Below are 17806 nucleotides of genomic sequence, written 5' to 3' on the forward strand. Positions count from 1 at the left end.
ATAGGTACCAAAATACCCGTTTAACTTGCAAACTAAATAGTAGTTGAGTAACTTAGTAAATAATTATGTCAGAGTATCTTATTAAAAATGAGAACATTTAAACCCTTAATCTTTCTATTATTAACGTTATCGTTAGTGATTAGGCCAGTATTGGCTGAAGGGTTTATGGTGCATAATAACTCAGCAGAACAAACAACAATGGCCAATGAAATGATGCAAATGAGCGAACACGTCCATATGAGTCATGCTATGAATAATCATATGCACAGCCAAATGTCTGATGAGATGCCACAAAATATGCCGTGTTGTGATGAGGGGATTCACTTTTGTCAAAACGATTGCAACAACGCAAACTGCTTAATGATTACTTCTTTATCAGCAACACAACCCAATGCTCTTCAAATCATCTTGTCACTTGAACAATCTCAAATCCTAGCTACAACAACAGCGCAATTTACACCTCGTTTCACCCCTCCTGAACTCCGCCCCCCACTTCTCAACGCTTAATTTTTGAACACATTCACAGCTCAACTGGCTGTGGTTTACTGTATTTAAAATTTAGGAGTTCATTCAATGACAACTCAAAACACAACACGTCGTACCTTTATTAAAGGGTCGGTTATGAGTACTGCCATGGCTGGCATCGGATTTAATCCAGCTCAATTGTTGGCAAGCGTGCCGCAATCTATTCAACAACAACCAGCTACACAGCACCCTAAAGTGCTTACAGGCACCGAATTTCACCTAACCATAGGCTTATCGGTGGTTAACTTTACTGGCAAACCGCAACTTGCCACCACGGTAAACAATATGCTGCCCAGCCCAACGCTTATTTGGCGAGAAGGCGATGTGGTGACGTTGCATGTAACTAATACCTTAGAAGAAATGACCTCAATTCATTGGCACGGTATTATTTTACCTTTTGAAATGGACGGAGTACCAGGCCTGACATTTGATGGCATTAAGCCAGGAGAAACCTTCACCTATCAATTTAAAGTGCAGCAAAACGGTAGCTACTGGTATCACAGCCATTCGGGCTTTCAAGAGCAAAATGGCATGTATGGATCGATTGTTATTCTGCCAAAACAACAAGACCCTTACGATTATCAGCACGACCATGTAATTCAACTGTCTGACTGGACAGATGAAGACCCGCATGAGGTGGTCAGAAACATCAAAAAAATGCCAGCCTATTACAACTACAAACAACGCACTATTGGCGATTTTTTTAGTGAAGTGCAGAGCAAAGGCTTTATGGCCGCCTTTAACGACCGAAAAATGTGGAATGAGATGTCAATGACCGACCGCGATCTCTCAGATGTCACAGGTGCGACTTATACCTACTTAATGAATGGTACAAATCCCACAACCCATTGGCGTGGCTTATTTGAACCTGGTAAAAAAGTACGCCTGCGTTTTATTAACAGCTCAGCCATGACCTTTTTTGATATTCATATTCCTGGCCTAAAGATGACCGTAATAGCCGCAGATGGCAACCTGGTTCAACCTGTAGAAATTGATCAATTTAGAATTGGGGTGGCCGAAACTTATGATGTACTGGTTGAACCTCAGGACAATCAAGCTTATGCGATTTTTGCTCAAGCGCTAGACCGTTCGGGTTACGCCATAGGCAGCTTAACCACCCATACCGATATCATTGCCGACACACCAGAACTGGACCCACTGCCGATACTTAGCCACAGCGATATGGCAATGGATATGCGTAATATGGATCATTCAACACATGGAGGAATGAACCACGACATGTCTAATGCGCCTGTAATGCAAATGGATCATTCCACACATCAAGGCATGAACCACGATGGGCACTTTATGAATCAAGTCAATGCCAATGACGAGGTGGCTGATTGGCCAGTGGAACAAGCCAAAATTAAATGGGGGCCGCATACCAATATGCAGGCTGAAGATGCTCAATATCGGTTAAGTGACCCAGGTGTTGGATTACGAAATAATGGCCGCAGGGTTTTAACCTATTCTGACTTACGCAACCTTTACCCAACCAGCCAAGCTCCCAAGCCCGACCGTGAGATTGTGCTTAATCTCACAGGCAATATGGAGCGTTATCTATGGTCAATTGACGGCGTGCCCTACTCAAAAGCAGAGTCTATTCATCTGAAATATGGTGAACGAGTGCGCATCACTTTTATCAATAACACCATGATGAATCACCCGATGCACCTACACGGCTTATGGAGCGATTTAGAAACGGGCGACCTCAATTACCTACCCAAAAAACACACAATCATTGTGCAACCAGGTGCTCGTATTAGCTACCGTGTAACGGTTGATGCAAAAGGTGTTTGGGCGTTTCACTGTCATATGCTGTACCACATGGCAGGTATGTTTAGAAAAGTGATTGTGGCGTAAATGACTAAAGGAGAATCAAAATGAAAATACAGCATTTTTATAAACTACCAGGCCTGTTTACAACTCTGTTTTTAAGCTTATTAGGAGTTAATCACAGTGCACAAGCTGGCATGATGGATGAACCCGTTGTAGCCAAATTTTTAGTTGATAAATTTGAGGCCACAAACCAACAAGACAACCCTAAAGTGTGGGAGCTAGATTTTTGGGTAATGCAAGATATCCAACGCATTGTGTTTTCCTCTGAAGGTGAAACCGTTAATGGCGAAACCGAAAGTGAAAACAGGCTGGTTTATGGCCATGGCATTGCGCCTTATTGGGATGTGCAATTTGGCTTAGGCTACGACACCCACGCAAATCAATCACATAATTGGGGCGTGGTTGGTATATCAGGCATGGCACCCTATTTCTTTGAAACCAACCTACATGCTCTAATTGATAGTGACGGTAATCTTGGTTTAAGAGCCAGCTTAGAAGTGGAATGGTTGATTACCCAGCGACTCATACTTGTGCCTGAAATAAGCGCATCGGCTTACAGTGCGGATATTGCAAATATGAAAATCGGTTCGGGACTATCTTCAGCAGGCTTAGGGGTAAGACTTAAATATGAGATAGAACGTAAGTTGGCGCCTTACATTGGTGTGCAATGGAGCAAAAATTTTGGCAATACCGCCAAGTTTACAAACTTTGATCAAGATACCTATCTTGTTGCAGGCATTCGTTTTTGGTTTTAACGTAGCCAAAACAGCTTTTAACAGCGACAATTCACCTATTTAAAGTGATTTAAATATTTAATTTTTCAATCTTACAGGCCTGGTAACTTACCAGGCCTGTTCATTATTTACCTCACGCCTCTTTAAAACAATCAAAAACCTTCATATTTAAGTCATCAAATGGCTTTGCATTATTTGCATTTACCTCTAAAATCAGTAAACGACATTTAAATCACTGGTTACTCCCCAATGCGCAAATTTATTGTATTTATCACACTATGCTCTTTAACCTTTAGCTCACTGGCTCAAGCCAATGGCAAACCGCCTGTTCAAGTCATTGCTTATGAAACGACATTGCAATCAGAAAGCCAAAGTATTCAAGCACTCGGTCGTTTGCAGGCACAGCAATCTATTCAAATCACCTCTAATGTCACGGACACCATCGATAAAATTCATTTTAAAGCGGGTGACCATGTTCAAAAAGGTCAACTTCTTGTAGAGCTGAATAACCGTCAAGAGCTTGCGCAGTTACAAGAGAGTAAAGCTTTAGAACAAGAGAGTTATGCGCAGTATGAGCGTGTAAAAAAAGCCTTACGGAGCAATACCGTAACCAAAGCGGTCGTGGATGAAAAGTACCGACAATGGCAAACCGCCATTGCACAGCGCAAAGTAAAAGAAGCGGTACTCGCAAACTATCAAATCAAAGCGCCCTTTGATGGCCAACTTGGCTTCACGCCCTATTCTCAAGGTGCCATTTTGGCTGCAAACACCAACTTAGTTAGTTTGGACGATATTAGCAGTATGCGTTTAGACCTATTTGTGCCAATCAAATATCTTAACTTTATCGCACCAGGCCTGGCTGTTTCTGTGCAAACGGATGCTTACCCAAATCAGACATTTACAGGAAAAATTACCGCCATTTCACCCCGATTAGAGAGCGCTGTTCGTCTCATTCAAGTACAAGCCAATATTCCTAACCCAAAAAATAAGCTTAAAACCAATATGGTGGTCAATGCGCAAATTGCCCTCCCAAATAAAGCTTTCTTGTCGGTACCCAATACAGCTATTCTCATGCTGGGCGATTATGAATTTGCCTATCGACTTAAACCTAGTAAAGAAGGCCTTTATGCGGCAGAAAAAGTAGCCATTCAAGTGGGTGAAGTAGGTCAATCACAAACAGAAATTCTCTCTGGTCTTAAAGAGGGCGATCTTGTGGTAAGCCAAGGAGTGATGCGTGTGAACGCTAAGGTACCCATTAAAATTAAGGCGCTACAAAACAACACTGAACAAGCGAAATTACTGCAACCATCGGCCAAAAAACCGAAAGATCAGGGTCAATAACAATGTGGCTATCTGATACCTCTGTCAAACGTCCTATATTAGCAACCGTTGCTTCTTTATTATTATTAGCCTTTGGACTCATGGCGTTTGATCGCATGAGTTTAAGAGAGTATCCCAATGTGGATGCCCCTATTGTTACCATCGACACCTCCTATCTTGGCGCTTCCGCCAAAGTGGTTGAAAACCGCATTACAAAGCTAATTGAAAACCGTATTTCTGGGGTTTCGGGTATTCAATATATTGAATCCACCTCAAGCGATGGGCGCTCTAGTATTAAAGTGGAGTTTTCCATCGAGCGTGACATTGACGATGCGGCCAACGATATTCGTGACCGAGTGGCGCGTATTGCCGATGATTTACCAGAACAAGCCACCGCCCCCGAGGTTGAAAAAGTAGATGGCGATGAAAGTGTCATTATGTGGTTTAACCTCGCCAGCGACCAAATGACTGTGCCACAACTCACCGATTACGCTGAACGTTATTTGGTTGACCGTTTTTCCGTACTGGATGGCGTAGCACGAGTGCGTGTGGGCGGCGGGCAATCTTACGCTTTGCGCATTTGGTTAAACCCGCAAAAAATGGCCGTCTATGACGTTACCACGCAAGACATTGAAAACCAGCTGAGAACCGCTAATGTTGAGCTTCCTATCGGTGCTTTGCAGGGTGAGCACATCTTGTTTACCTTACAAGCTGACAAACCGCTTAGCAGCATTGATGACCTTAAAAACCTCATCATTAAACAGAACCAACAAATTGGCCAGCTTACCCTGCAAGATGTAGCGGAGGTTAAATTAGGAGCCATTGAACGCCGTCGTCTCTTCCGTGGAAATGGCGTACCCATGGTCGGTGTAGGGATTATTAAACAGTCTACCGCCAATACTCTAACGGTTGCTGAACTCGCTCGAGAACGCAAAGAGATTGTTAATAAATCACTGCCACAAGGCCTTGAACTCAAAGAGAGTTTTGACTCTTCTGTATTTGTTCAACAAGCGGTTAATGAGGTTTATAAAACCCTATTTATTGCATTGGGTTTAGTCTCTTTAGTGATGTTAGCTTTCTTAAAAAGTTGGCGTTTGGCATTGGTTCCTATGGTCACACTACCCGTATCACTGATTGCAACCTTTGGTATTTTATGGACTTTAGGCTTTTCCATTAACCTATTAACCTTACTGGCGCTCGTACTGGCGATTGGTTTAGTGGTTGATGATGCCATCGTGGTATTAGAAAACACTCAACGTCATATTGATATGGGGCATAAGCCAATCGCAGCGGCTTATTTAGGTACACGCCAAGTTGGTTTTGCGGTTATTGCAACCACCTTAACCCTCATTGCGGTGTTTTTACCCATCGCCTTTTTAGAAGGCCAAATTGGGCGACTCTTCTCTGAATTTGCTATTACCCTAGCGGTCGCGGTTATTTTTTCAAGTTGGGTGGCCTTAACGCTATCACCCGCTTTAGCTTCAAATCTATTAAAGCCACGCAAAAGCAAGTTACCAGGCCTGGTAGAAAGCGAAAATAAAAGCCATCGTCCTGCACCGTCTCATCTCTTTAAAAAGTTATTGGTTAAAAGTTTACGCCACACCTGGATAAGTATTTTGTTGTTTATTAGTGTGGTTGGCGCAGGCGTTTACTATTCAGCAGACGTTCCCAAAGAGTATGTGCCTAAAGAAGACCGTGGGGCGTTTTTTGTGATGATTAAAGGCCCTGAAGGCGCAACCTATGAGTATATGCAAAGCTATATGAATGAAATTGAAGAGCGTTTAATGCCTTTGGTTGATAGTGGTGAAGCAAAACGTTTACTGATACGTGCACCTAGATCCTTTAGCAGTACCGAAATTTTTAATACGGGCTTTGTGATTGTTGTGCTCGAAGATTGGGCTCAGCGCCGTTCTGCTTATACCATAATGAATGAAGTGCGTAAAAAACTGGCTGATTTAACAGGGGTAAAAGCCGTGCCTGTTATGCGCTCACCTATTGGTGGACGTATTCAAAAACCAGTGCAATTTGTGATTGGTGGCTCAAGCTATGAAGAGCTTGAACAATGGCAAGAACAAATGAATCAAGCGATACAAGAAAACAACCCAGGCCTGGTAGGTTTAGATTGGGATTATGAGCCAAATAAACCGCAAATTGGTATTCAAGTGGATTATGCCAAAGCGGCCGCTTTTGGTATATCGCATCAAGATGTCACTGAAACCCTGCAAATGTTATTGGGTAGTAAACGTGTTACCACCTACCAGCATGAAGGTGAAGAGATTGATATCTACCTAAAAGCCGACCATAAATGGTTCAGTTCGCCGCAAGATTTTGAGCAGATCTATTTACGTTCAGCCACCACCGATCAAATGATTCCATTATCAACGGTAATCACCTTATCTACCTCTGGAGAGGCCTCAAGTTTAAACCGCTATAACCGTGTGCGCTCTATGACCTTATCGGCCAAACTCGAAGATGGCTACTCATTAGACCAAGCCTTAACATTCTTACAAGAGCTAACGCGTGCCACCTTACCTCCAGAAGCGATTATTGACTATAAAGGCCAATCTAGAGACTTCCAAAATAGCTCAAGTTCGTTTTATTTTGTCTTTATTCTAGGGATTTTGGTTATCTTTTTAGTATTAGCCGCTCAGTTTGAAAGTTTTATTCACCCAATGGTCATTTTACTGACCGTGCCACTCGCTTTAGTAGGCGGGCTGTTTGCCCTGCTCGTCTTTAATATGAGCTTGAATATATATAGCCAAATCGCCCTGGTATTATTGCTCGGTTTAGCGACTAAAAACGGAATTTTAATTGTTGAGTTTACCAACCAATTACGAGATAAAGGCTATACCACGTATCATGCTTTAGTCTCCGCTACGCAATTGCGTTTAAGACCGATTTTAATGACCGCTATTACCACGATTGCAGGAACACTGCCTCTAATTTTCTCAAGTGGTGCTGGGGCAGAAACTCGTTATATACTTGGGATTGTGCTGTTTTTTGGGGTGGCGTTTTCAACCCTATTAAGTCTTTTTATTATTCCAAGTGCTTATGCTCTAATGGCCAAAAATAGTGGTTCACCATTGGCCTCAACCCGCAAACTGGAATCTGCACTTGATAAGCAAGATGAATAATCAGTACAGCCTAAATGGTTTACATAAAGCAAATCACCAGGCCTTTTTACCCCCTTGCGGGGTGTGGTAACTTGTTAAAATGGGTAAGCGTATTTATGATTGATAAAAAAGTTTTAACCATGAAAACACGAAAGCATGAAACGTTTTAAAGCTCTCTTAGTGACTTCATAGTTGATTTTGTACAATACTGAATCGTCAATCAATAAAGGTTTTCAAAATGCCAAATACTGAAGCCTCTCTTATACTCATGACCTTTGGCGGCTTATTTTTAATTGGATTAATTGCCGACCTAATCGGTCGTCACACCCCTTTACCTAGGGTTACTTTACTGATTATTACCGGGGTATTAATTGGCCCTTCAGTATTCGATATTCTGCCTAGCTTTACCCAACAGTGGTTTCCAGTATTAACCGACATCGCGTTGGCTATGATTGGTTTTATGCTCGGTAAAAGTCTTACTCAGCAAAAGCTCAAGGCAATGGGCCGTCCGATTATCGGCATTTCTATTGCGGTAATGATTGCAACTGCTTCTCTGATGTTTACAGGCCTGGTAATGTTAGGCGCACCGCTTGAACTCGCTCTCATTTTAGCGGGCATTGCACCCGCCACCGCTCCAGCGCCCGTGGTAGATGTTACCCAGCAGATGAATGCTAAAGGCACATTTACCAACACCTTACTTGGTATTGTTGCAGTGGATGATGCATGGGGGATGTTACTCTTTAGCTTTTTGCTGGTTATTGCCAGTGTGGTTGTTGGCAATGGTGATGCACTACAAAGCTTATATACGGGTCTATGGGAAATTAGCGGTGCCTTACTATTAGGAGTTATTATTGGCTTCCCAATGGCGTATTTAACAGGTCATATCTACCCTGGAAAATCAAGCCAGGCAGAAGCACTTGGGCTAGTACTGCTTTGCGCAGGCTTAGCCGAGTGGCTAGAAGTTTCCTACATTCTGTCCGCCATGATGATGGGCACTATTGTTGCCAACTATACTCAACACCATCGACAGCAACCCTTTACCGAAATTGAGACCTTTGAGTGGCCTCTACTCATCTTGTTCTTTTTGCTTGCGGGTGCTTCTTTAGAGATTAATGCTCTGTTTGAGGTGGGCTTATTTGGTATGGCTTATATTGTTCTAAGAATTTTAGGACGATTGGTAGGTTCACAGTTAGGCGTACATTGGGCAGGCTTTAAAGGTAAAAATCATGTGTTATACCGTTGGATTGGCCTTGCAATGCTACCTCATGCAGGGGTACCCATTGGTATGGCGCTCTTAGCGATTCAGCACTTCCCTGAACTCAAGTCCGTCATACTGGCCGTTATTTTAGGTTCTACCGTTGTTTTTGAACTGATTGGCCCGCCATTTACCCGAGTTATACTCATTCGTAGCGGTGAAACAAACAGGCTCAACTAACGACTACATTGAGTCTCTGAGCAATTCAGGTTCATGCAAGAAATAACCTTGCGATAGCTCAATTCCTAATTCTAAAACTAGGTTTTGAACCTCTAAACAGTGTACAAACTCAGCTACCACTTTTATATTTAACGCTTTTGCAAAGCTCACAATGGTTTTTACGGTAATTAACGTATTAGGGTCTTGATGCATATTGCGAATCAATGAACCATCAATTTTAAGTAAATCTGCATCAATTTTAGTTAAGTACTCAAAGTTTGAATACCCTGTACCAAAATCATCAATGGCAATCAAACCGCCTAGACTTTTGATTTGAGCGATAAAATCATATATTTCAAGATGACTCTCAATCCCTTCTGATTCAACCAATTCAATAATGACTTGCTTAAAGGTATTTGTCTCTTCTAAACGTTTAAATAAGAAATTAACCGTTTCGGTATTAAGGATGTCTTGAATGGTAAGATTCAGTGAAAACTGATACGGTTTATTTTGGAAATAGGTACAGGCCTGGTCAATCATCATTCGAGTTAATATTGGGTAGAGTCGCGCTCTTTTAGCGTGTTCTAAAAAGCGACCAGGCGCAATAATTTCACCTGTTTCAGACTCAATACGCATCAGCGTTTCAAATTTTTCTTTACCCGTTATGTTATTGATGATTTTCTGACCATACAAGAGAACACGTTGGTTCTGAATGGCAAATTTAATGCGTTTGGTCCACTCAATATTGTCACGTAACTCGGTACGCATATCCAAATCGTCGTTAAAGACGACTAAATCTAAATCTCGTGCTTTAGCATGCGACAGAGCCATTTCAACACTGGCTAACAGTCTTTTATTGCCTTCGGCTAAACCAATGCTTACAGAGATATTGAAAGCATCCTCTGCTACCATTAAATTTTGCTGATCGAGTTCAGATAAGATTTCTTGGCATAACTCTTCAAGCTCTTTCAATGAATAATTGCCAAAAGCCAGGATGGCGAAGGCATCCCCACTATAATGATAAATATGTATATTATGACTGTTAAGCAAGTTCAATTTGTGAGCGAATTCAATCAACACTAAATCTCCCACTTCCTGCCCATAAGAATCATTGATCTCTTTAAAACGATCAATATTCAGTATGGCTAATTTTGGGAGAGGTAATGTTTGAATATCAGCTTTAAGTTTTATACGATTCTTTAACCCCGTTAACGAATCGGTATATTGCTGACTAATAATCTCATCTCGTTCATACAAAGAAGTAATGTCTTGGCGTATAGCAATAAACTCTTTAATCCCACCCTGAGAGTCTAAAACGGGTACTATCGTTGTATTAACGTAATAGTCCTTACCGCACTTAGTACGATTTTTTAATACCCCTTTCCAAACCTCCTTATTTTGTATGGTTGCCCACATATTTGTAAAGGTTTCAGCTGGGCTATCAGGGTGTCGTACAATGCTATGAGGTTGGCCAACCAACTCTTGTTCTGTATAACCTGAAATCTGACAAAAAAGTTCATTTACATAAGTGATTTGACCAAACGTATCCGCTTTAGAAACAATTGAACTGGCATCCATCGCCTTTTTATATTCATTCAAAAAAGTCATTGAATCAATTAAAGTCTCTTGGGTGTCACTCGCCTGCTTGAGTTGATTATTAATTGCTTCAACACTTTGATTTTGAGCGGTTAATTCATTATTAGCACTCAATAACTTAGCCTGGTTTTTCTTCTGACTATCAATATCACGAACTTGAGCATGAATGATTTCATGCCCCTCTAATTTCAGTTTTATTAAGGTCACCTCGGCCCAAAAAACCTCGCCGTCAAGTGAGCAGTGCTGCCATTCAAAACGGTTTACGCCATTATTTAAACAAGCTTGAATCATTTGATTGGCTTTTTCTTCAGAGGCTGAACCATCCACCTGGAATTGTGGCGATAGTTGAGAAGGGTGAAGATGGATAATATTTTCTTTATTATCGATACCAAACTTTTTCATGGCCGCCTTATTGCAATCAATAACGTGTGATTGATGCAATAAAAAAACAGGATCGTAGGCAACCTCAAAGAGCTCTTGAGACAAAGTAGCCTTATCCAAAACAAAATGGAGTGTTTGATTTTCTGACATTACTTAATACATTACAATTGATATGGTTAAATAATATACCTGTAAATTCACATATTTGCACAAATATAAAGGTAAAAATAAGCTAAATTTCCTTTTTTCACTGTTTACTTGAAACCGCAACTTTTTATCTTTTACTTGGTTTTTTAAAAGACCTACACCAAAACATCGCTAAAGTATTTTTATCCCACAATTAAATATTTAAACCACTCTCTCTTGAATTTAAGGACGCACTTTTAAGTGCGTTAGTAAATGCTCTTTTACTGGTTAATCAACCGTTAAAACAGCGATAGCTGTCTCATTTTAATTTTTCATTCATTCTAAGAGACCTTTGCACGAGTCAAGGCACGGTTAAAAATGGTTAAAACTTCCCTGTTTTTTGTTAAATAACTGGCGAATAGCTAGCTATTCACTGCGTTTTTCGCCGCAATCAGGAAAATTTTATACCCTCAAGGGGTACTTACGTCTATTTTTTCCTCGCACCTCACTCGTGCAAAGGTCTCTCTAAAAATACCCCATCAAAGTTTGAAAAGAATCTCGCCTAAATGCAATTGATTATTATTTAGTTGACCTAAGCGAACTATCATATATAATACGAATCATTATTATTTAGATATAGATTTAATAATTAAAATTTAAATGTGAACAAAGGCACCTAAATGACACTACAAGACATGCTTATAAATGGCGGCATTATCGTCTGGATTTTGATTGGTTTTTCGGTTATTGCCAGCACCATTATTCTGGTAAAGCTGTGGGCTTTTTCTAAGTTTAGCCATAAACAAGCCGTTAGTTTATCGTCTGATTTAGAGCATCAAAACCAACTCAATAGCCAAATCTTGAGTGACATTGCCAGCCAACACAGCTACCCAAGCAGCCAAATCATTGCCGAATGGGCACACAATTTTACCGAGCAGCACGCCAAACAAAACGCCTTTAGACAGGGGCAAGGTAAACTTTTTGAGCTGGGTAAACACCTAAAAGTGCTTGAAGTTTTGGCCATGATTGCGCCATTACTTGGGTTATTGGGTACGGTTATTGGCATGATCGCCGCCTTTCAAGCAATGGAACAAGCAGGCAGTCAAATTGACCCTTCTGTACTTTCTGGTGGTATTTGGCAGGCTTTATTAACTACCGCAGCGGGGCTAATAGTGGCCATTCCTATCGCTATGGCACACCAATATTTTGAACGCCAACTTGAAGCGCATGCTCACCACATTAACAACCATTTGCAGTTAGCTTTTCACCCGAAAAGTGACCAATAAACTAACCTATACGAGCCATTTGCAATGCAAGTAAACTACACCGCCAAAAAACGCAAAATCAGCCTAACCGCCTTAATTGATGTGGTGTTTATTTTGTTGATGTTTTTTATGCTTACGACTCAGTTTACACAATGGCAATCAATACCATTGCAACTATCGCAAAATGCTTCGAGTGCCGTTCAAGAAGAGCTAGTTGAGGCGTTAATAATTGATCAAAATGGCTTAATCACTTTTACCAGGCCTGCTAAATTTGATTTAGCATCAAACCAACCGTCGTTTGAACAACAAAAGTACTTTAAAGACTATGCCCAAGCAGACTTTAGTCAAATACAACTTGCGCAAGACCTTAAATTGCACCCTTACTCTCAAGCGAACGTTAAAACCGTCATTGAGGCGCTTGACCACTTTAAAAGCCTGGGTATTAACCTTTCTATTGGTAGCCAAATTTTAGTATCTGCAGATGGTTCTCAGCATGAATAGTTCACCTAAACCCATGCAAGTAACGCTACCTAAAAGCCAAGCCATTGATTTGGATAGCAACCTGATTCCCATGATTAATATTGTGTTTTTACTACTAATATTTTTTATGATTGCTGGCCAAATACAAAAGCCACAGCCTACAGAAGTACGCTTAACACAAACCCAACAACAAGAAAAGTATCTTGATCAAGCTTATCAAGTGACTCTTAATGCCAATAATCAATGGTTGATTAATGGCGTACCCTACAGCGCTAACGACCTGCTGAGTAAACTGCAACAGCAACAAAATCTCTCTCCTAAAGCACCATTAAATCTTGCTGTTTATGTTGACCAAAATGCAACGGTAGCGCACCTAAATGAGCTCCTTTCAACCCTAAAAAAACTAGAGTGGCAAAAAGTACACCTAGTGACTCAAAAAGCACGTTGATAGATGATGACAAACTGGACAATCGCACTTATTACTGCACTAATCATTCACGGTGGACTATACCTAGCACTGGTTGACAACCAGCTTGATCCTATTGAGTTAGATAGCTCAAATGCACAACTGCAACTGACTGAAATTAATTTAAACAATATGCTGTTACAAGCAGAGTCAACGCCTACCACTGAACCTAAGCCAGAACTCAAGCCAGAACTCAAGCCTGAACCTAAGCCTGAACCTAAGCCTGAATCTAAGCCTGAATCTAAGCCTGAATCTAAGCCTGAATCTAAGCCTGAATCTAAGCCTGAACCTAAGCCTGAACCTAAGCCTGAACCTAAGCCTGAACCTAAGCCTGAACCTAAGCCTGAACCTAAGCCTGAACCTAAGCCTGAACCTAAGCCTGAACCTAAGCCTGAACCTAAGTCTGAGTCAGTTCCTGAACCAAAACAGCTACCTGAGCGAGAAGTTAAGCAAAAGCCAAAACCATTAGAGCAAGCGGTTCAACCTACGGTCACATCTACAACCTCATCAACGGTCGAAACCACAGACTTTATTGCGCCACCAAAAAGTGCTAGACCCAATACTCAAAATGTGAGTCCAGACCGTTATTTTGGTGCTTTAAAGGAGTGGCTTAATGCCAACAAACATTACCCTAATGCACTTAAAAAGGCCAAGATTGAAGGTGTCGTTGAAGTGAAGTTCACCATCAATCGTCAAGGCGAATTATTAAAAATCAAAATTACAAAATCTTCAGGAAACACAGCTCTGGATCAGGCCGCACTGCAAATGGTGCAACGTGCCGCCCCTTTGCCTGTGATTCCAAAAGAACTCAATCGCGAACGCATTACCATCGCTTTACCGATTGATTTTTCATTAATCACCCGTTAAGCGAAAGCCTAACGAATAACTTTAACTGACTACGGTTTTTTGAGCGGGGCCAAAGTCAAAATTTACACCTGTTTAACAGGGCTACTAAACGGAGAAAAACCATGACTCATCAACGACTCTCTGCTAAAAAACAAGCAGCGAACCGTCACAATGTACGCTTTAACGCTCAAACCTCATTGCGTAAGCCGCAACCTAAAGCCTATGCCACGGCCATCACGATTGGTTTAGCGACAACCATGGCCGCCACGTCGGTTTATGCACAAGAGGAAGTATTTAAATTAGACAAACTACAGGTTGAAGAACGTACCAGTGATACCAACCCTTATGCCGAACCAGGTGCACCCTACAAAGCCAAAAAATCGGGCGATGATCGTTACAAGCGTGATATTGCGGATTTGCCTAAAAACATTCAAGTCATTACTAAAACCCAAATTGAAGAGTCTGGCGACAGTGACCTTAGAGAAATCTTAGACGGCATGCCTGGAATTACTTTAGGGACGGGAGAAAACGGTAACGCCTTTGGTGACCGTTACATTATTCGTGGTCAAGAAGCACGATCAGACGTATTTGTAGATGGTCTGCGTGATCCAGGTATGACCATTCGTGAAAGTTTTGCCACTGAACAAGTAGAAGTCTCTAAAGGGCCAGACTCTAGTTTTGGTGGGCGTGGAACAACAGGTGGTGCCATTAACTCCATTACCAAACAAGCCAGTCCAGACTATGACTTTACCAAACTTTCCACAGGGGTTGGTTCAGACCAACACACACGTGTAACTATTGATAGCAATCATGTTATTAACCAAGACACGGCGGTACGTGCCAATGTTCTTTATGGTTATGAAGGTGTGCCAGACCGTGACCCTGCGGATCGTGAACGCCAAGGTGTTGCACTTTCTGCCACGCACACGCCCAATAATAAATTAACCTTAACGGGTGACATCTACTACCTTAAAGCGCAAGACAATCCAGACCTAGGGAGTTATTTAGATGGCACAGTACCCAACCGTAAGCCTGTAGATGATGCGCCAGTCTATACTCAAGACGGCGACTTTTTAGAATCTGAAGTCACCACCATAACAGGTCGTTTAGAGTACAAAATTAATGAAGACATGAAGCTCACCAACGCCACTCGTTTTGGTACCACAGAGAATGGCTATATTGCTACAGGTGCAAGAGCCGATGGCGTAAATGCCCTAAGACTCTCCACCCACAATGGTTGGCAAGAGGTTGATTACTTTGTTAACCAAACCAACCTACATATAGACAAATGGATTAGCGGCAAAAAACACGAATTTTTATTAGGTGCAGAATACTCAGACCACAAAGTAGTCAATGGTACTTATGATTTCAATGGTGCTGCAACTAGTGCCTCAGGTATCGCCTTTAATGACTACCAATTAAACAACACACTCGACCGTTCAAGTGCCCGTAAAGGTGATTGGGATTCTGATTGGCAAATTAAAACCCTATCGTTTTCTGCTATGGATACCGTGGATTTAACCGATAAATTAACCGCATTTGCAGGTCTTCGCTACGACATTTACGATTACAACCTAAAAGCTTACTGGGATCATGATGGCGATGGTCGTGGTGGTACACCAAGCGTACTAGATGAGTTTAAAGACTCTTCTGGCATTTGGAACTATCACTTAGGGGCTACCTATAAAATTAGACCTAATGCCAATATTTATGCCTCTTACGCAACGGCTTCAGACATTAACGGTGGTGAATCAGATGTTGGTACTAGTTCAGGTTACGGTGGTGCTGCCATTAGCGATGGTTCAATGTCTGCTAATCCAGAAAAAACCACCAGTATTGAATTAGGAACTAAATGGCAATTTAACAAAGGTAAAGTTCTCGCCACAGCCGCTGTATTTCATATTGAAAAATCTGATGTAATGGAAGGGGATGGATATACTTCTACTGGCACCTACAACACAGGTAAAAACGAGGTTCAAGGGATTGAGTTAGGCCTAGCAGGAAATATTACCGATAAACTATCTGGACAAGTTGGCCTTACATTAATGAAATCTAAAATATTAGATTCCGCAATCGCCGCCAATATTGGTAAAACTCTGAGTAACTTTGCTGATAACAGCGCCAGTGCCCAGTTGAAATATCAATTTACCGATAAATTTGATTTTGGTGGTTCTGCCAAATACGAAAGCGTGCGTTATGCAGGGCAACCTGACACCGCTGCGGGTTACAGCTCAACCACGGGTGAATACAGCCAACCTATACCTGAATACTGGGTATTTGATGCCTTTGCCAACTATCGCTTTAATAAAAACTTAGATGTACGTTTTAATATTAACAACCTCCTTAATGAAGACTATTATCTAGCAGGTTATCGTTCAGGCTCATTCCTTTACAAGGGCGATGCTCGAAACTACCGCGTAACGCTTAACTATGATTTTTAATCTTTAATTCACTTTCTTTAACAAAGATGGTCGCCAACACATAGTCAAAACTAACGTTGGCGCACCCATAGCTGTGCAGATTTAGATTCTCTCGATTTATACAAAGTCTGTAAAGCTATGGGGGATAAACCCAAAACGAGAGCAAATTTTATGGCACTTTTTTCACCACAACAACTCGCACAACACGCTTTTTGCCCGCACGATTACGAGCAATTGGCCGAATATTATCTTGAAAAAGAGCTATTTGCTTATTTAAGTGGTGGCAGTGGTCAAGAACAGAGTTTGGCAGACAATCGCCAGGCCTTTCAAGAGATTCAACTCAACTCACGCCTACTCAATGACGTATCACACGGCAATAGCGAATTAACACTGCTTAATCAAACACTAGCCGCCCCAATTCTATTAGCGCCTGTGGCCTATCAAAACTTAGTTGACCCACAAGGTGAAATCGCCAGTGCTTCTGCCGCTAAAGCCTCTAATATTGGGTCGGTATTAAGCACGCTTTCTTCACAAACCTTAGAAGATGTGGCACAGGTTGCACCCGCTTGCAGAGTGTTTCAACTCTATTTGCAAGCGGATGATGCAACCAATTTAGACCTTATAAACCGTGCCGCACAAGCTGGTTATCAAGCCATTATGATTACCCTAGATACCTCGGTTCAGTCGGTTTCGCTCAAAGCACGCAGATTAGGGTTTGACCTTCACCAACAAGTGGAAGCTGCTAACTTACGTGACTACAACCATAGTCCAACTCCTACAACTAACACTATTTTTAACGGACTCATGGCGCAAGCCCCCAATTGGCAAACCTTTGGCAAATGGATAGAACAATCACCCCTGCCTGTTTGGGTAAAAGGCGTAATGCACCCAGACGATGCCAAACAGCTCAAAGAGATGGGTGTAACAGGCCTGGTAGTTTCTAATCACGGCGGGCGAGCTTTAGACAGTAGCCCAAGCCCTTTAAGAGTCTTACCCGCCATTCGCCAAGCCGTTGGCAACGATTTTACCCTGCTAATGGACAGTGGCATTAGAGATGGCTATGACCTGTTTAAAGCCCTAGCTCTAGGCGCTAATGCCGTCATGCTTGGACGCTTACAAATTTATTCTTTAGCCGTAGGAGGTGCAGTCGGTGTCGCCCATATGCTTAAACTGATCATTGAAGAATTGCAGCTTTGCATGGCACTAACAGGCTGCAGTAACCTGGCTGAAATTACTGTTAATAAACTCTTCAACCCACCTTCCAAAATGTGTGCACTCTAG

The 17806-nt window shown here is 41.7% G+C and carries 13 protein-coding genes; 12 read left to right on the forward strand and 1 reads right to left on the reverse strand.

Going from position 1 to position 17806, the window contains the following annotated elements:
* Nucleotides 1–87 precede the first annotated feature (87 nt).
* From A379_RS06815 to A379_RS06840, 6 genes are all read left to right on the forward strand, one after another.
* Nucleotides 88–507, forward strand: a complete 420-nt coding sequence (locus tag A379_RS06815) for a hypothetical protein (RefSeq protein WP_040727047.1) — start codon at nt 88–90, stop codon at nt 505–507.
* Between the two features lie 66 nt (nt 508–573).
* Nucleotides 574–2388 carry a copper resistance system multicopper oxidase gene (locus A379_RS06820; protein WP_040727049.1) on the forward strand — a complete coding sequence of 605 codons (1815 nt, stop codon included), beginning with the start codon at nt 574–576 and terminating at the stop codon, nt 2386–2388.
* Between the two features lie 20 nt (nt 2389–2408).
* Complete coding sequence (locus tag A379_RS06825) at nt 2409–3119, forward strand: copper resistance protein B (RefSeq protein ID WP_051145063.1); 711 nt, start codon at nt 2409–2411, stop codon at nt 3117–3119.
* Between the two features lie 228 nt (nt 3120–3347).
* Entirely contained in the window at nt 3348–4439 is a 1092-nt protein-coding gene (locus A379_RS06830) for an efflux RND transporter periplasmic adaptor subunit (protein ID WP_051145064.1), read from the forward strand.
* A 2-nt stretch (nt 4440–4441) separates the two neighbouring features.
* Nucleotides 4442–7552, forward strand: coding sequence for an efflux RND transporter permease subunit (locus tag A379_RS06835; protein ID WP_040727051.1), 3111 nt, complete (start codon nt 4442–4444; stop codon nt 7550–7552).
* A gap of 217 nt (nt 7553–7769) precedes the next feature.
* Nucleotides 7770–8966 carry a cation:proton antiporter gene (locus tag A379_RS06840; RefSeq protein ID WP_040727053.1) on the forward strand — a complete coding sequence of 399 codons (1197 nt, stop codon included), beginning with the start codon at nt 7770–7772 and terminating at the stop codon, nt 8964–8966.
* Nucleotides 8967–8969: 3 nt separating this feature from the next.
* On the opposite strand, the gene A379_RS06845 is transcribed toward A379_RS06840, so the two are convergent.
* Nucleotides 8970–11072, reverse strand: coding sequence for a bifunctional diguanylate cyclase/phosphodiesterase (locus A379_RS06845; protein WP_051145065.1), 2103 nt, complete (start codon nt 11070–11072; stop codon nt 8970–8972).
* Nucleotides 11073–11728: 656 nt separating this feature from the next.
* Here A379_RS06845 and A379_RS06850 point away from each other — a divergent pair.
* The 6 genes from A379_RS06850 to A379_RS06875 all read left to right on the forward strand — a co-directional run bounded on the left by A379_RS06850 (nt 11729) and on the right by A379_RS06875 (nt 17806).
* Entirely contained in the window at nt 11729–12334 is a 606-nt protein-coding gene (locus A379_RS06850; protein WP_040727055.1) for a MotA/TolQ/ExbB proton channel family protein, read from the forward strand.
* Between the two features lie 24 nt (nt 12335–12358).
* Nucleotides 12359–12814: a biopolymer transporter ExbD gene (locus A379_RS06855; protein ID WP_040727057.1), complete on the forward strand. Its 456-nt coding sequence runs from the start codon at nt 12359–12361 to the stop codon at nt 12812–12814.
* Complete coding sequence (locus tag A379_RS12700; protein ID WP_051145066.1) at nt 12807–13241, forward strand: biopolymer transporter ExbD; 435 nt, start codon at nt 12807–12809, stop codon at nt 13239–13241. Before A379_RS06855 ends, A379_RS12700 begins: the two co-directional genes overlap by 8 nt.
* 3 nt (nt 13242–13244) lie before the next feature.
* The gene (locus A379_RS12930; RefSeq protein WP_157832354.1) at nt 13245–14126 is read left to right on the forward strand and encodes an energy transducer TonB; all 882 of its coding nucleotides are present in this window, start codon (nt 13245–13247) and stop codon (nt 14124–14126) included.
* Between the two features lie 101 nt (nt 14127–14227).
* A complete protein-coding gene (locus A379_RS06870; RefSeq protein WP_081696365.1) occupies nt 14228–16546 on the forward strand; it encodes a TonB-dependent siderophore receptor in 2319 nt (772 codons plus the stop codon).
* A gap of 150 nt (nt 16547–16696) precedes the next feature.
* Complete coding sequence (locus A379_RS06875; protein WP_040727059.1) at nt 16697–17806, forward strand: alpha-hydroxy acid oxidase; 1110 nt, start codon at nt 16697–16699, stop codon at nt 17804–17806.

Origin of the sequence: Thiomicrorhabdus sp. Kp2 (assembly GCF_000478585.1) — a bacterium.
Lineage (GTDB): Bacteria > Pseudomonadota > Gammaproteobacteria > Thiomicrospirales > Thiomicrospiraceae > Thiomicrorhabdus.

Bases quoted from the DNA above. Each gene is read 5' to 3' on its own strand.
- A379_RS06825 (WP_051145063.1), top strand. From the start codon at position 2,409: ATGAAAATACAGCATTTTTATAAACTACCAGGCCTGTTTACAACTCTG.
- A379_RS06840 (WP_040727053.1), top strand. From the start codon at position 7,770: ATGCCAAATACTGAAGCCTCTCTTATACTCATGACCTTTGGCGGCTTA.
- A379_RS06855 (WP_040727057.1), top strand. From the start codon at position 12,359: ATGCAAGTAAACTACACCGCCAAAAAACGCAAAATCAGCCTAACCGCC.
- A379_RS06835 (WP_040727051.1), top strand. From the start codon at position 4,442: ATGTGGCTATCTGATACCTCTGTCAAACGTCCTATATTAGCAACCGTT.
- A379_RS06870 (WP_081696365.1), top strand. From the start codon at position 14,228: ATGACTCATCAACGACTCTCTGCTAAAAAACAAGCAGCGAACCGTCAC.
- A379_RS12700 (WP_051145066.1), top strand. From the start codon at position 12,807: ATGAATAGTTCACCTAAACCCATGCAAGTAACGCTACCTAAAAGCCAA.
- A379_RS06850 (WP_040727055.1), top strand. From the start codon at position 11,729: ATGACACTACAAGACATGCTTATAAATGGCGGCATTATCGTCTGGATT.
- A379_RS06875 (WP_040727059.1), top strand. From the start codon at position 16,697: ATGGCACTTTTTTCACCACAACAACTCGCACAACACGCTTTTTGCCCG.
- A379_RS12930 (WP_157832354.1), top strand. From the start codon at position 13,245: ATGATGACAAACTGGACAATCGCACTTATTACTGCACTAATCATTCAC.
- A379_RS06830 (WP_051145064.1), top strand. From the start codon at position 3,348: ATGCGCAAATTTATTGTATTTATCACACTATGCTCTTTAACCTTTAGC.
- A379_RS06845 (WP_051145065.1), bottom strand. From the start codon at position 11,072: ATGTCAGAAAATCAAACACTCCATTTTGTTTTGGATAAGGCTACTTTG.
- A379_RS06815 (WP_040727047.1), top strand. From the start codon at position 88: ATGAGAACATTTAAACCCTTAATCTTTCTATTATTAACGTTATCGTTA.
- A379_RS06820 (WP_040727049.1), top strand. From the start codon at position 574: ATGACAACTCAAAACACAACACGTCGTACCTTTATTAAAGGGTCGGTT.